Below are 13340 nucleotides of genomic sequence, written 5' to 3'. Positions count from 1 at the left end.
TTTGAAATTAATGACTTTAGAGAATTTTTTAGCTATTGGCGACAAATACAAAGAAATTAGTAGCCTTAAAAGATTCGTAATTGCTCCGGCAGTTGAACAAATCAATACCAATACTGATTTTAATATTGATATTTCATTTAGAAAATGTAAGCGCGAAATACGCTGGATACAGCTAAGATTTAACCAAAAACAGGAAGCCAAAGTATTTAGCGTGCAAGGTATTAGTTGTAGTGCTTATGCCGCTGCCTGCTCTTTCTGGCAGAAGATAAAACGTGGCTTGAAACAGGGACGCTAGAACAATTACAAGCTGTCTGTATCATAAGCGAGCTATTAAATTTTATGGTACATGCTGAAGCGCGATTAAGTCATAGACTGTGAGCTACACAACAAAAAAGCCCCGTTTGGGGCTTTATTTAATTTCACAAAGATTTTGCAGCTTGTTTCTGTTCATATCGCGCTATCTCATTATCAAACTCTTGTTTTTCTTGTTTGATCCTTTCAACAACAACGGAATAATCAGTACCTTGTAAATAAGGTGGTGCTAATTCAGGACACAGATTATAGACAAGCATATTTATGTTAATCATATTACCTAAAGCTGTTCCACATGCATGAACAGTTAGATCAGGGTAAAAATGATATTTATGTCGTAGATCAAGAGCAAATTGATCAAGAGCCTTACCTAATTCATTAGCTCTCTGGTTAATCTCAACTAGTTGCTCATGAGAAAATTCTGATTTGTCCATATCCATTACCAATTACGTATAGGCCGCATAACACTGATGAAACCCTATATTAGGAATAAGGCCTTCAGCGATTATATTGCTGGCTGCACCGGTTAAGCTGACTTACTGATAAACGCAGCAATCCTTCACTATCTTGTTTTTGATTCTGTTTCTTACTACTCAACATACTAGCCTACACTAGAATGCTTTTGGTCAGCAGCGGTAGCAGTTACTGCTGATATACTTACAAGCTACCAGTATTGATAAAGAAATTAAACGCTTTAGCATCAAAATTCCCCCTATTTGCTGGCAAATAAGTAAATTTATAGTAAATTAAAATATAAATCAATACGTTAAAAATTATTTTGTTTCAATTTTGTCACATACTTGGTTCGTCATAATCCCTATCATTACTCGGCACAATCTCAACTCTTTTAGTTCTCTTCTGGTAAAGTAACCTGCCGCACGCTCAACCTGTTCTCTACCGTTGTTTTAAGCTTGTTATAGACGTTCCGAAGGGTGCCCATGCCTTGGCCAATTGCCTTTGTTGCTCGCTCAAAGTAGAAAGGTACGATAAGGTATAAAAAAGCCGTCTTTTTAAAGACGGCTTTTTGTCACACGGGAAATGCTTATTTACGCAGACCCAGACGACCAATCAGTTCGCGATAGGTATCCGGTTTGGTGCGGCGAATGTACGCCAGCAAGCGACGACGGGCACTTACCATTTTCAACAGACCACGACGGCTGTGGTGATCTTTTGGATTGGCTTTGAAGTGGCCAGTCAGGTCATTAATACGGAAAGTCAACAACGCGATTTGTACTTCAGAAGAACCAGTGTCTCCTTCGGTACGCTGATAATCTTTAACGATTTGTGCTTTTTGTTCAACAGATAACATGTAATTCACTCTTAAAAAAAGCCTTGCGGCAGACAAGTTGGCCAAGCTAACCATGGTGTGATTAACAACTACCAACTCCATATACGTATTTAATCAGCAGAAGCGGTATTCATCAGGCGCAGTACTTTCAAACGCCTGCTGACAGCCTGATATTGCACCAGCCCGATAAAGCGCCCATTGGCAGCATAAATACGCAAGGGGCACATTGTGCCATAATTTTGCTCGGAATGCACGGCCACACCGTGCTGTAACTGCAAAATATCCTTATCTGTCAAGGTTACAGCCGGAAAATGTTGCACCAGTACATCACACGGTAACAGCCAGTTATCGCGCGCTATTTCATCCATGCTGCTGATGGCGGCCAGTGAATGTGTTTCTTCAATCGCAAAGCCGGCCGTTGCGGTACGCCGCAGTGCGGTCAGATGCGCTACTGTGCCCATGTGTTTGGCCATATCTTCGGCAAGGGTACGGATATAGGTACCCTTGCTGCAACGCACACTTATTATCAGTCTGGGAAAGGCAAATTCCAGAATATCTATCTGGTAAATAGTTACCTGCCGGCTTTTACGTTCGATGGTGATGCCGGCACGGGCATATTCATACAGGGGTTTACCCTGATGTTTGATGGCAGAGTACATGGGCGGGGTTTGGGTAATTTCACCGCTAAAGGCTGCGATTGCTGCCTGTACCTGCGCCAGCGTGATACTGGTATCAGCAGTGGCCACAATTTCACCCTCAGCATCGCCGGTACTGGTGGCTACTCCAAGCTGCAAAGTGGCTATATAAGCTTTGTCGGCATCCAGTAAATACTGGGCAAATTTGGTGGCTTCGCCAAAACATACGGGCAATAGGCCAGTAGCCAGCGGGTCGAGTACGCCGGTGTGCCCGGCCTTGGCGGCACCATATAGAAATCGCGCCCGCTGTAACGCGCTATTACTACTCATACCGCTGTCTTTATCCAGCAGCAGCACTCCATTAAGGGCGCGTTTGCGCCGGCTAATCTGAGTATTCATGATGATTCTGATGTAATCCGGTTTCAGAGTAATTAAGCGTGCGCATCATAACATGCTTTATATGGCTGTTTGTGCAGACGGGGATGATAGACGCTTCTTGTGCTTAGATTGGGTTAATTTTGCATATTGCCTTATTTTCTTAATTTTGGTGTAGCTCTCGTTATGCTGGTTCTAAACCATATTGGCTGATTTTTTACTTTGATGCGAATCAATTGGAAATGAATAATTGAAATTTATCATAAATTCGTGTGCACAAATTGGTTCCGGTAGTAATTAACTCTTACGTAAATGCTTTGTTAGCGTTACAATTATTTAAGTTTTACTGCTGGTATTGCACTAATACATCTGTCAGAATAACTGCCGGTGTATGACTGCACTCAATCCTGACTTAAACGACAATTAGCCTGTGTGATGGGAAGATTCACACTATTAAATAACCTATTTGTCATTTTTATTCGGGATGATGTTAACACTGGCATTGATTCTGGCCAGTGATTGATTTTTTGTTGTACCGGTCTGACTGTCTGATAACAGAAATAAACAGACCAAACACTTCTATCTTTACTGATGAAAAGGGTTCATTATGAAAGCAGCCGTAGTAACAAAAGATAAAAAAGTTGCCATTCAGGACAAAGCTGTACGTCCGCTGAAAGCCAATGAAGCGTTACTGAAAATGGAATGTTGCGGGGTTTGCCACACTGATTTGCATGTTAAAAATGCAGATTTTGGTGACGTTACCGGTGTCACTCTGGGGCATGAAGGTATCGGGGTGGTTACTGCTGTAGGTGAAGATGTTACTTCTTTAAAAGTAGGCGACCGCGCCAGTGTTGCCTGGTTCTTTGAAGGCTGCGGACATTGTGAATATTGTAATAGCGGCCGTGAAACGTTCTGCCGTGAGGTTAAAAATGCCGGTTATACCGTAGATGGTGGCATGGCAGAAGAATGTATTGTGGTTGCAGACTATGCAGTTAAGGTACCGGATGGTTTGAGTTCTGAGGCAGCCAGCAGTATTACCTGTGCCGGTGTAACTACATACAAGGCAATTAAGGTATCTCATATTCAGCCTGGCCAGTGGATTGCGATTTATGGCTTGGGCGGTTTGGGTAATCTGGCTTTGCAATACGCCAAGAATGTTTTCAATGCCAAAGTGATCGCCATTGATGTAAACGATAAACAGCTAGAGCTGGCACGGGAAATGGGTGCAGATATGACTCTGAATCCGGCCAAAGAAAAAGTTGAAGAAATCATTCAGGAAAAAGTGGGCGGTGCTTATGCTGCTGTGGTTACTGCGGTAGCCAAATCAGCTTTTAATTCTGCTGTAGCCGCTGTACGCGCTGGCGGACGTATTGTTGCTGTGGCTCTGCCAGTAGACACTATGGATCTGAATATTCCACGTCTGGTACTGGACGGTATTGAGGTGGTAGGTTCTCTGGTAGGTACACGTGAAGATTTGCGTGAAGCATTCCAGTTTGGTGCTGAAGGTAAAGTGGTACCGAAAGTAACCTTACGCCCTCTCGAAGACATCAATGATATTTTTGATGAAATGACTGCCGGTAAATTCACCGGCCGTATGGTGATTGATTTCAAAAATGCCTGATTTAAGCTAATCAACAAAAAAGCCATAGTTTTACTATGGCTTTTTTGTTAACAATAATTCAAATGAGATTAACAGGCTTCTCCTACCTGTACGCCGTTGAAAGTATCCTGCGCAGAGGCGAGACTGGCTACTAGCTGCTGTGCTGCCTGAAATTCGGGGGTTTGCATAGTGGCACAGTACTGTGCTGCTGTACCGCAGCCGGCAATCATTTGCCAGCGTTGTGCCAGCCGGCTGGTATCCGGCCAGACAAAACCATCCAGCAGGTTATCTACCCAGTCTGGCCTGTTACATACCAGCGCAATATCGCAACCAGCAGCAAAGGCATGTGCTGTGCGCTGTTGAATATTACCAGCGCTACTGGCACCTTCCATGGTAAGGTCATCAGAAAAAATTACGCCATCAAACTGCATTTTGTCGCGCAGAATTTCTTCTAGCCAGATAGTGGAGAATCCTGCCGGTTCGGTTGGGTCAATTCTCGGATACACCACATGTGCCGGCATCAGTGCCGGCATGCCATGATGAATCAAATCATTGAATGGCTGAATATCATCAGCCCATAATTCTTCCCAGCTGCGGTTATCCTCAGGCATAGTAAGATGGCTATCACCACTGGCCGCTCCATGTCCGGGAAAATGCTTACCACAGCAAGCCATGCCACCACGTGCCAGTCCGCGCTGCAAGGCAATCGCCAGAGCGCTGACCACGGCAGGCTGCTGATGAAAACTGCGATTACCGATAACGGGACACTCGCCCCAGTCAAGGTCCAGCACTGGGGTAAATGACAAATCTATACCACATGCACGTAATTCAATGGCCAGTACCCAGCCCACTGTTTCAGCCATTTTATCGGCCATTGCTGCGCCATGCTGTTCCCAGCACTGTCCTAGAGTACGCATTGCCGGTAATCGGGTAAATTCCGGAATAAAGCGTTGTACCCGCCCGCCCTCATGATCAACAGCTACAATTAGTTCTGGGGTTCGTAAAGCCTTGATTTCTGCAACCAGTCTGGTTAGCTGTGCACGGGACTGATAATTGCGCCGGAATAAAATGACTCCGCCGATTGCTGGATGGGATAAACGTTCACGTTCTGCGGCACTGAGCTGAAACGCTGCTACATCAGCCATAACTGGGCCACGTGCTAATGCTTTGGGTGGTGCTGACAACATAAATTTATTCCAGAAAAATATATAAATGAATTAACTGTCCAGCCAGATTAGGTGTTAATTTCTCACCATGATTGAATCATTTGAATACAGAAAGACCTGTATATTGATGTGAATTGACCGCCTGATTAAACCTGTAGCCAGACAGGCAATAAGACATTGCAACCAGATATCCATTTTATGCCGCATATCAGGGTAGCATCAGGGCAACAAACAGGGTGTTACTGGCACGTCTGATTAACAGTGGTACACTTTTACCACTGGCTGCTACCGCCTGTTCGAAATCATTTTCGTCATGCACCAGTTTTTGTCCGACTGCCACGATGATATCGCCACGGCGTAAATCTACCTGTGCAGCCAGTCCGCTGACTTCTTCTATCACCAACCCTTTGGTTGTTGCCTGTAAAGTCAGGCCTAGATTCTGCTCGGTAAAATTGGTGCCGTCGGTGGGAGTAACGGCACTGGCGGGAGTGGATGGATTAGTAATGGCCGGAGACATATTATCCAGTACGACTTTGATTTCTTCTTTTTTGCCTTTACGCCAGATACCCAGAACAATCTGTTTACCCGGTTGCAGCAAACCAACTCTAACTGGTAAATCACTGGAATTATCTAGCTGTTCACCATTCACGCTTTCCACAATATCGCCTATTAACAAACCGGCTTTGGCTGCCGGTCCGCCGGCAACAACCTGAGTAATCAGTGCTCCGTTGGCTTTATCCAAACCAAAAGATTTCGCCAGATTGTAGTTAACTTCCTGAATGACTACGCCCAGACGGCCGCGCTGTACTTTACCTGTTGTTTTCAACTGTTCAGCCACATTCATGGCTACATCAATCGGAATGGCAAAGGAAATGCCCATAAATCCGCCGCTGCGACTGTATATCTGTGAATTAATCCCGACTACCTGCCCTTTCAGATTAAACAGTGGCCCACCCGAATTGCCCGGATTGATGGCCACATCAGTCTGGATAAACGGGGTGTAATTTTCTTCTGGCAGGCTGCGCCCTTTAGCAGAAACGATACCGGCAGTCACGCTGTTATCAAAACCAAACGGTGCCCCGATTGCAGCCACCCATTCCCCTACTTTCAGGTCTTTGGGATTACCCGGCTGCACTACGGGTAATCCATTGGCACTGATTTTTAATAATGCAACATCAGACTGGGTATCAGCACCAATCAGTTTGGCCTGAAATTCACGTTTATCATTCAGTAATACCTTGATGTTGTTCATGCCATTGACGACATGGGTATTGGTGAGGATATAACCGTCTTTGCTGATGATGAAACCGGAACCAAAATTGAATTCATCATCATTTGCCTGCGGTGTTTGCGGCACCTTGGGTAAAAGATATTTGAAGTATTCGTAAAATGGGTCGTTATCAGGCAAAGCATCCGAGCTGATTTCGCTGTCACCATCAATATTACGATTGTCACGCGTTGCCTGAATATTCACTACCGCCGGCCCCTGCTGATCAACCAGCTGGGTAAAATCAGGCAATAACATGGCTACCTGATTACTGTTGCCATCAGCGCCAGCAGGTATTTCCTTCACAAAACCCTGATTAGTATTTTCTTTACCAAACCAGTGTTTGAGTCTGTCACAACCAGCTACCGCCAACAACATCAGCATAATTGCGGTCAACATATATTTGCGATTTATCCGCATCAACTTCCCTATCTTGTTTGTTTTCTTACACAAGCGGTTATCAATAATATTGTAGCGAAAAGAGCCGTTAAATTACACAATCAGACAGTTAAAGTTGTCTTTGCCGGATATTCGCACAAATCGTTAATCAAACAGCGCTCGCACATAGGTTTACGCGCTTTACATATGTAACGTCCATGTAAAATTAGCCAGTGGTGCGCATCTACCCTAAATTGTTTGGGTACTACCTGCATTAATTTATCCTCAACTTCACGCACGGTTTTGCCCGGTGCAAGGGCTGTGCGGTTACATACCCGGAAAATATGGGTATCAACTGCAATCGTTGGCTGGCCAAAAGCTGTATTGAGCACCACATTAGCGGTTTTGCGCCCCACACCGGGCAAGGCCTCCAGTTGTTCCCGGGTTTGCGGCACTTTACCATCATACTGCTGCACCAGAATCTGGCAGGTTTCCAGCACATGCTTGGCTTTGGTTTTGTATAAACCAATAGTGCGAATGCAATCCATGATTTTATCTATACCTAAGGCCAGCATGGCTTCTGCCGTTGGTGCCAGCTGAAACAGATGCACAGTGCATTTATTCACAGACACATCCGTGGCCTGAGCTGAGAGCATCACTGCAATTAATAATTCAAAGGGCGAGTGGTATATCAGCTCTGTGGTCGGATGCGGACAGGCCGCCTGCAAACGGGTAAAAATTTCCTTGCGTTTATGTGCATTCATGAGATTCGACTATGATCTGTTTTTTTGTTGCTGACGAAACTGCCAGGGTGCAATTGCTCGCGCATTGTGCCACAAACCAAGCCGTTTTTGGCGTGCCTGAAGCTGGGCATCCTGATAACGGCTAAAACCTAAGCGATCCTGCTGTTTTTTGGCAATCGAGGTGTAATGCCAGGCATACCCCTGTTGCACCATCCATAAATTAATATCCACATTATTCAGCATAATCTGGCCAACTTCACGCTGATACTGGTCGACGGCAACAACATTGACAACCACAGGCTGGCCTTCAATGCGTGCTTTTAAGGCATCACGACTGGCTATCCCGTAGGACTGTTTGATTTCCGGTGCATCTATATTAGCCAGACGTACCTTATGCATGTGTCCATCCTTATCCCTGATATGTACTGTATCTCCATCATGCACGCTATCAACGCTACCAGAATATTGTCCTTTACTGGCTGCTGCCCATTTTGTACCTCTGTTCCCTGCTGGTCTGCCATTGAAAATGTCCTGCACAGAACGCACTATGCTATCGGCTTTATGGATCCAGTTTTCTAGTGGCGCAATCATGCTGTCCGGTAACCAGACTTTAGCTATCGTCAGAATAACTGCTATCCACAATAGAATTTTACGCCATTTGGTCAAAATTTTTTGCCTTTTATGCATTTATCAGAAAACCATATCTTGAATATGTTTGGCCAGATTAACAGGCTGCCACCAGTTGTTGCCGACTATGCTGCCAACAGGACAGGCGCTTCAAACAACAGCAGCCAGTCACCCTTTTTAAGGCAACTGGCTGCGCAGATATTAATCCAAACTATTAGTACACACTTCTGCCGCAGCAAATTCAGACTTTGGCCGTTAATACCTGAACGCCACTGCTGCAACCAAGCACCAGCAAATCAGCTGCGTGATGGGTAAACAAACCATTGTCTACCACGCCAGGTATACCGTTAATCGCATCTTCCATTTTAATCGGTTCGTTCAGATTCAGATGAGCCACATCCAGAATCTGATTGCCATTATCGGTGGTAAAACCCAAACGCAACTCCGGCTCGCCGCCCAGTTTCAACAGTCTGCGTGCTACCAGTGAACGTGCATTTGGCCTGACCTCTACCGGCAGCGGAACATGACCAAGGCGGCTAGTGTACTTGCTTTCATCGGCAATACAAATGAATTTTTCAGCAGCGCTGGCCACAATTTTTTCATTTAACAATGCGCCACCGCCGCCTTTAATCATCTGCAATAAATGATTAATTTCGTCTGCGCCATCAACATACAAGGGCAAACCATTGACTTCATTCAGAGTTACTTCAGGAATGCCAAAGCTTTTCAGCGCTTCACTGGTCTGGACAGAAGTGGAAACCGCACCTTTGATTCTTTTTCTGCTTTGCGCCAGCGCTTCAATAAAGAAACGTACAGTCGAACCAGTACCCACCCCCAAATATTCGTTTTCCTGTACATATTCCACTGCTTTTTCAGCGGCCTGACGCTTCAGCTCATCTTGTGCTGTCATACTTACTGCTCCTTCTTTACTCTGTTCAATACTCAAACAATATTTATCTGCATAAAAAATTATAGCTCAAGCGCATACCAGATTAAACTGCTGTCAGTAAGACAATGGCCTGAGCTTCAATAGCTTCTTCCCGTCCCAGATAACCCAATTTCTCATTAGTTTTTCCCTTAATATTCACTGATTCAAGGGGCAGATTCAGGTCGGAAGCAATGTGCATTCGCATCTGATCTATATAAGGACGCAATTTTGGCTGCTGAGCAATCACCGTACTGTCGACATTGACTACCCGCCAGCCAGCAGCCTGCACAGCGGCATAAGCACCACGCAACAGCACGCGACTGTCTGCGTCTTTATTCGCAGCTGCGGTATCTGGATAAAGTTTACCGATATCACCTAAAGCCGCTGCACCCAGCAGCGCATCGGTAATGGCATGCAATAGCGCATCGGCATCAGAATGACCAAGCAAGCCTTTATCAAAGGGAATATTTACCCCGCCCAGTAACAGCGGCCTGCCAGCTACGAGCTGATGCACATCATAGCCCTGTCCGATTCTTATCGAATTCATTCAACGGTTTCCTGCTGTAAAAAATAGGTGGCTAATAAAGCATCCTGTGCGCTGGTTAATTTCAGATTACAGACATCGCCTGGTACCAGCAGCGGCGCCAGACCAAGTGCTTCCACAGCGGAAGATTCATCTGTTATCACATCCAGATCCGCCTGTGCCAGTGCTCTGGCCAGAATACCGGCACGGAACATTTGTGGTGTTTGCGCCTGCCACAAACCTGCTCTACTCACCGTACAGCATACATGCTGTGTTGCATCAGCCTGCTTCAGGGTATCGGCCACTGGCAGCGCCAGCAACCCGCCTACGGTATGATTGTGTACGGCTGCAAGCAGACGCTGTACCGAATCAGCACTCACACAACAACGTGCAGCATCATGTACCAGTAGCCAGTCATTATCCTGTAAGCCAAACTGCTGCTGTGCATGCGTAATACCATTACGCACAGTCTGCGCACGCGTAGCACCGCCACAACGCAGAATATGGACATTCGGCGGTAACGCTGCTGCTGGATAGATGGCATCGATATAAGCATCCTGTTCAGAGACCACAATCAGCAGTAAATCAATTGCACTGATTTGTGCCAGTCGCGACACGGTATGTTCTAAAACAGTTTTACCAGCCAGATTAACATACTGTTTCGGACACGCAGCACCAAAGCGTGCACCGATACCGGCGGCGGGAATCAGCACCACATGGCGAGTCATGCAGGTTTATCCTCAGTATCCTGCTGCCACTGCCGCCAGACACAGGGCGCGCCAACAATTTTGTCCAACTCCTGCAAATAGGCTTCATGCTCTGCCAGCTCTTCGCTGCTGGGTGTGACCACTGGTAGTGCCGCGTGTTTAATCTGATACTGGCTGCCGGCTGCCTGATTATTGCTGGCAGTGGTTGTAGCCATCAGTTCATCCACCAGACTGAACTGGCTACGCGTCATGGCCAGATAAACTTCACCCAGTAGTTCGCAGTCAATCAGTGCACCATGCAGTACACGCTTGCTGCGGTCAACTTCCAGACGCGTACACAATGCATCCAGCGAATTCTTCTGCCCCGGATATCTGTCCCGTGCCATTTTGAGGGTATCAGTGATATCGCTGGTAATACTTTCGACATCGGGCATGCCCAGATGGCTAAACTCCATGTTCAGAAAACCAACGTCAAACGTGGCATTATGAATAATCAGCTCGGCACCACGTATATAATCGGCAATCTGCTGTGCTACTTCAGCAAATACCGGTGCATTCATTTCGTGCAGCTTTTCCAGCGTAATCCCGTGCACAGCCACAGCTTCCTCCGGGATATCACGCTCAGGATTAACATATAGATGCAGGTTGTTACCCGTAAGACGCCGGTCTATCATTTCCACGCCGGCAAACTCAATCAGACGATCGCCATTGCTTGCCGACAGGCCAGTGGTTTCAGTATCGAGAATAATTTGACGCATATTGATGCTATAAGCGGTTGAATACCGCAGACCTAAAACAACGATAATACTAAAAATCTATTACTGCGCATACCTGCCAGTAACAGCCAGCAGCAGATTTACTTTTCGACCCAGCCGGACTTAGCGCAGTAACAGGCTGCATAATCACGAAAGTGAAATTTTAGCAGCATATGCAGGCAAAACCAGCGCATGTTCCAGATAAACGTCATATTAGCGGTTAACCAACAACCATAACACTATTTTTATTACCATTAAAATCAAATATATAAATATAAATCAGTGTTATTTTCATAAATAAAAATAACTATCATTTGCAATTAGAAGCTAATTTGTTTATGATGCACTTATGTTCACGCAACAACATAAATATTGACAGATAACGTGTTGAAGTAGCTGAACATGTAAACCGATTTTAAAATGAATTGTTACCATCGCAATGATTTATTATGGCAGTTAATTATTGGTAGTGGTTTGTGTTCCTTTTTGCGCCCCTTTGTTTTTCAGGGGCGATTTTTTTCTGACTATTTAATCAAATACAGAGCCCGATTAATCAGTAGCTGCGCAGTCATAGGCCAGCTTTCACAGCCAGCACATAAGCAGATAAATCAGCACCGGTATTACTGCGGCTGATAGCGCCCGGCCATGGCTTGATAAATCAGATTTTCATTCTGCAAAACATTATAACGGTTATTCAATACATTCTGTGCCGAAGAATATTGCGTATTCAATGCATCCAGCCAGTCACTGAGCGGATTGCTACCGTACTGATAGCGCGCATGGTAATAGCGGCTGTTTTTCAAATCGTACTGAAATTTCTGCTCAGTATTGGCCAGAGTGGCGCGGCTAAGCGTGTATTGCTGGTAATAGCGCGCCACTTCATTAAGCGCCGTAGTTAATGATTGTTCGAAAGTTAATTTCGCACTTTCAAAATCAGCCTTGGCCTGTTTATTTTGCCAGTAGAGGGTTTGCCAATCCAGAAACGGCAGATTCACATTAACACTTGCTGTACCGACAGGAAAATGCAAAGCTGAAGTAGCCGTATCAGAACGTGAATTAACCACAGTACTCAAGCTGATACCCGGATACCAGCTTCGCCGCGTAGCCTGTTGACTGGCATAGGCAGACTGTAAACGATACTCGGCCGCACGTAAATCAGGGCGATTGGCCAGTACAGATAACGGTACGTCCAGATTCACCTCACTAAAATGAATCTGATTTAATGGTGTCGGCCGGATATCTGTTGCTTCATTCGGGCGCTGATTCAGTAAATTATGCAAATTTTGCACGACTTCTACTCGGTTTTGTTGCAGTGAAGTCAGACTGTTTTCGGCATTGAGTAACGATTGTTTGGCATTGGTGGCATTGATACTACTCACCTTGCCCACTTGATACTGTGCCTGAGCAATACGCGCAATCTGCCGGTACTGCTCAATAGTGTCTTTAGTAAGGCTGATGGCACCATCGATATAAGCCAGATGAAAATAGTTATCCACTACACTGTTAATCAGCGACAGCCGACTGGCGGCCATATCCTGCTCACTGGCATGATAACGCCAGATGGCCGCATTGGTATTGGCTCGCATTTTCTGCCACACATCCAGTTCATAGCTCAAGCCAAGCTGTCCGCTAAAGTTACGGCTGGACTCACCGCCATGTTTCAGGTCTTTAGAGCTGCTGGCACCAAGTGAACCATTGGCTTTGGGAAATAAATCCACGCCAGTCAGCCGGGCACTGTAGCGTGCTTTTTCTGCGGTTAACGCCGCCTGACGTAAATCAGTATTATTGGCCAGCGCCGTGCTGATCAACTGATTCAATGTGGCATCCTGATAGATTTCCCACCAGTTTGCATTAACCTGATATTGCGCAGCAATTTCTGCACTGCTTAGCATTCCGGCTTTACGCAGGCTTTGCTGCGGATAGGAAGTATGCGTAGCACAGCTAGCCAACAGTACGCTTAAACTGAGCACCAATACAGCGGTGCTGCTTTTCACAGAAATATTTTTCATCATGGTTACTTTAAATTCTAGCGGCCA

14 protein-coding genes are annotated in these 13340 nt (G+C 45.6%); 2 read left to right on the top strand and 12 right to left on the bottom strand.

Features of this window, described 5'->3' with window-relative positions:
- Nucleotides 1–10: 10 nt before the first annotated feature.
- Nucleotides 11–295, top strand: coding sequence for a replication initiation protein (locus BGI33_RS04255; protein ID WP_180297003.1), 285 nt, complete (start codon nucleotides 11–13; stop codon nucleotides 293–295).
- Nucleotides 296–419: 124 nt separating this feature from the next.
- Here the strand turns inward: BGI33_RS04255 and BGI33_RS04250 are convergent, their stop codons facing one another.
- The 3 genes from BGI33_RS04250 to truB all read right to left on the bottom strand — a co-directional run bounded on the left by BGI33_RS04250 (nucleotide 420) and on the right by truB (nucleotide 2634).
- Nucleotides 420–752 carry a hypothetical protein gene (locus tag BGI33_RS04250; RefSeq protein ID WP_100136766.1) on the bottom strand — a complete coding sequence of 111 codons (333 nt, stop codon included), beginning with the start codon at nucleotides 750–752 and terminating at the stop codon, nucleotides 420–422.
- 602 nt (nucleotides 753–1354) lie between these two features.
- A complete protein-coding gene (gene rpsO, locus BGI33_RS04245; protein WP_100090079.1) occupies nucleotides 1355–1621 on the bottom strand; it encodes a 30S ribosomal protein S15 in 267 nt (88 codons plus the stop codon).
- Nucleotides 1622–1710: 89 nt separating this feature from the next.
- Nucleotides 1711–2634, bottom strand: coding sequence for a tRNA pseudouridine(55) synthase TruB (truB, locus tag BGI33_RS04240; protein ID WP_100090078.1), 924 nt, complete (start codon nucleotides 2632–2634; stop codon nucleotides 1711–1713).
- A gap of 583 nt (nucleotides 2635–3217) precedes the next feature.
- Between truB and adhP the strand changes: the two genes are divergently transcribed.
- Nucleotides 3218–4231 carry an alcohol dehydrogenase AdhP gene (gene adhP / locus BGI33_RS04235; protein WP_100090077.1) on the top strand — a complete coding sequence of 338 codons (1014 nt, stop codon included), beginning with the start codon at nucleotides 3218–3220 and terminating at the stop codon, nucleotides 4229–4231.
- Between the two features lie 68 nt (nucleotides 4232–4299).
- On the opposite strand, the gene nagZ is transcribed toward adhP, so the two are convergent.
- The 9 genes from nagZ to BGI33_RS04190 form a co-directional block, all read right to left on the bottom strand.
- Nucleotides 4300–5397 (bottom strand): beta-N-acetylhexosaminidase, encoded by a 1098-nt coding sequence (gene nagZ, locus BGI33_RS04230; protein ID WP_257378961.1) that lies wholly within the window; start codon nucleotides 5395–5397, stop codon nucleotides 4300–4302.
- Nucleotides 5398–5584: 187 nt separating this feature from the next.
- Nucleotides 5585–7057 carry a DegQ family serine endoprotease gene (locus BGI33_RS04225; RefSeq protein WP_373885195.1) on the bottom strand — a complete coding sequence of 491 codons (1473 nt, stop codon included), beginning with the start codon at nucleotides 7055–7057 and terminating at the stop codon, nucleotides 5585–5587.
- Nucleotides 7058–7143: 86 nt separating this feature from the next.
- A complete protein-coding gene (nth, locus tag BGI33_RS04220; RefSeq protein WP_100090076.1) occupies nucleotides 7144–7785 on the bottom strand; it encodes an endonuclease III in 642 nt (213 codons plus the stop codon).
- Nucleotides 7786–7794: 9 nt separating this feature from the next.
- The gene (locus BGI33_RS04215; RefSeq protein ID WP_180297004.1) at nucleotides 7795–8430 is read right to left on the bottom strand and encodes a thermonuclease family protein; all 636 of its coding nucleotides are present in this window, start codon (nucleotides 8428–8430) and stop codon (nucleotides 7795–7797) included.
- Nucleotides 8431–8632: 202 nt separating this feature from the next.
- Nucleotides 8633–9301: a ribose-5-phosphate isomerase RpiA gene (rpiA, locus tag BGI33_RS04210; RefSeq protein WP_100090074.1), complete on the bottom strand. Its 669-nt coding sequence runs from the start codon at nucleotides 9299–9301 to the stop codon at nucleotides 8633–8635.
- A gap of 82 nt (nucleotides 9302–9383) precedes the next feature.
- The gene (gene ispF, locus BGI33_RS04205) at nucleotides 9384–9866 is read right to left on the bottom strand and encodes a 2-C-methyl-D-erythritol 2,4-cyclodiphosphate synthase (protein WP_100090073.1); all 483 of its coding nucleotides are present in this window, start codon (nucleotides 9864–9866) and stop codon (nucleotides 9384–9386) included.
- On the bottom strand, nucleotides 9863–10570 hold the full coding sequence (ispD, locus tag BGI33_RS04200) for a 2-C-methyl-D-erythritol 4-phosphate cytidylyltransferase (RefSeq protein WP_100090072.1): 708 nt from the start codon (nucleotides 10568–10570) through the stop codon (nucleotides 9863–9865). Before ispD ends, ispF begins: the two co-directional genes overlap by 4 nt.
- A complete protein-coding gene (gene dnaQ / locus BGI33_RS04195) occupies nucleotides 10567–11313 on the bottom strand; it encodes a DNA polymerase III subunit epsilon (protein ID WP_100090071.1) in 747 nt (248 codons plus the stop codon). The genes ispD and dnaQ overlap by 4 nt, the downstream gene beginning before the upstream one ends.
- Before the next feature lie 611 nt (nucleotides 11314–11924).
- Entirely contained in the window at nucleotides 11925–13313 is a 1389-nt protein-coding gene (locus BGI33_RS04190) for a TolC family protein (RefSeq protein ID WP_100090114.1), read from the bottom strand.
- Nucleotides 13314–13340 lie beyond the last annotated feature (27 nt).

Source organism: Snodgrassella alvi (assembly GCF_002777425.1).
Classification (GTDB): domain Bacteria; phylum Pseudomonadota; class Gammaproteobacteria; order Burkholderiales; family Neisseriaceae; genus Snodgrassella; species Snodgrassella alvi_B.
Note: the sequence above shows the minus strand (reverse complement) of the source record. Positions and strands in the feature narration are given on the sequence as shown.

Bases quoted from the DNA above. Each gene is read 5' to 3' on its own strand.
- BGI33_RS04255 (WP_180297003.1), top strand. From the start codon at position 11: ATGACTTTAGAGAATTTTTTAGCTATTGGCGACAAATACAAAGAAATT.
- BGI33_RS04250 (WP_100136766.1), bottom strand. From the start codon at position 752: ATGGATATGGACAAATCAGAATTTTCTCATGAGCAACTAGTTGAGATT.
- rpsO (WP_100090079.1), bottom strand. From the start codon at position 1,621: ATGTTATCTGTTGAACAAAAAGCACAAATCGTTAAAGATTATCAGCGT.
- truB (WP_100090078.1), bottom strand. From the start codon at position 2,634: ATGAATACTCAGATTAGCCGGCGCAAACGCGCCCTTAATGGAGTGCTG.
- adhP (WP_100090077.1), top strand. From the start codon at position 3,218: ATGAAAGCAGCCGTAGTAACAAAAGATAAAAAAGTTGCCATTCAGGAC.
- nagZ (WP_257378961.1), bottom strand. From the start codon at position 5,397: ATGTTGTCAGCACCACCCAAAGCATTAGCACGTGGCCCAGTTATGGCT.
- nth (WP_100090076.1), bottom strand. From the start codon at position 7,785: ATGAATGCACATAAACGCAAGGAAATTTTTACCCGTTTGCAGGCGGCC.
- rpiA (WP_100090074.1), bottom strand. From the start codon at position 9,301: ATGACAGCACAAGATGAGCTGAAGCGTCAGGCCGCTGAAAAAGCAGTG.
- ispF (WP_100090073.1), bottom strand. From the start codon at position 9,866: ATGAATTCGATAAGAATCGGACAGGGCTATGATGTGCATCAGCTCGTA.
- ispD (WP_100090072.1), bottom strand. From the start codon at position 10,570: ATGACTCGCCATGTGGTGCTGATTCCCGCCGCCGGTATCGGTGCACGC.
- BGI33_RS04190 (WP_100090114.1), bottom strand. From the start codon at position 13,313: ATGAAAAATATTTCTGTGAAAAGCAGCACCGCTGTATTGGTGCTCAGT.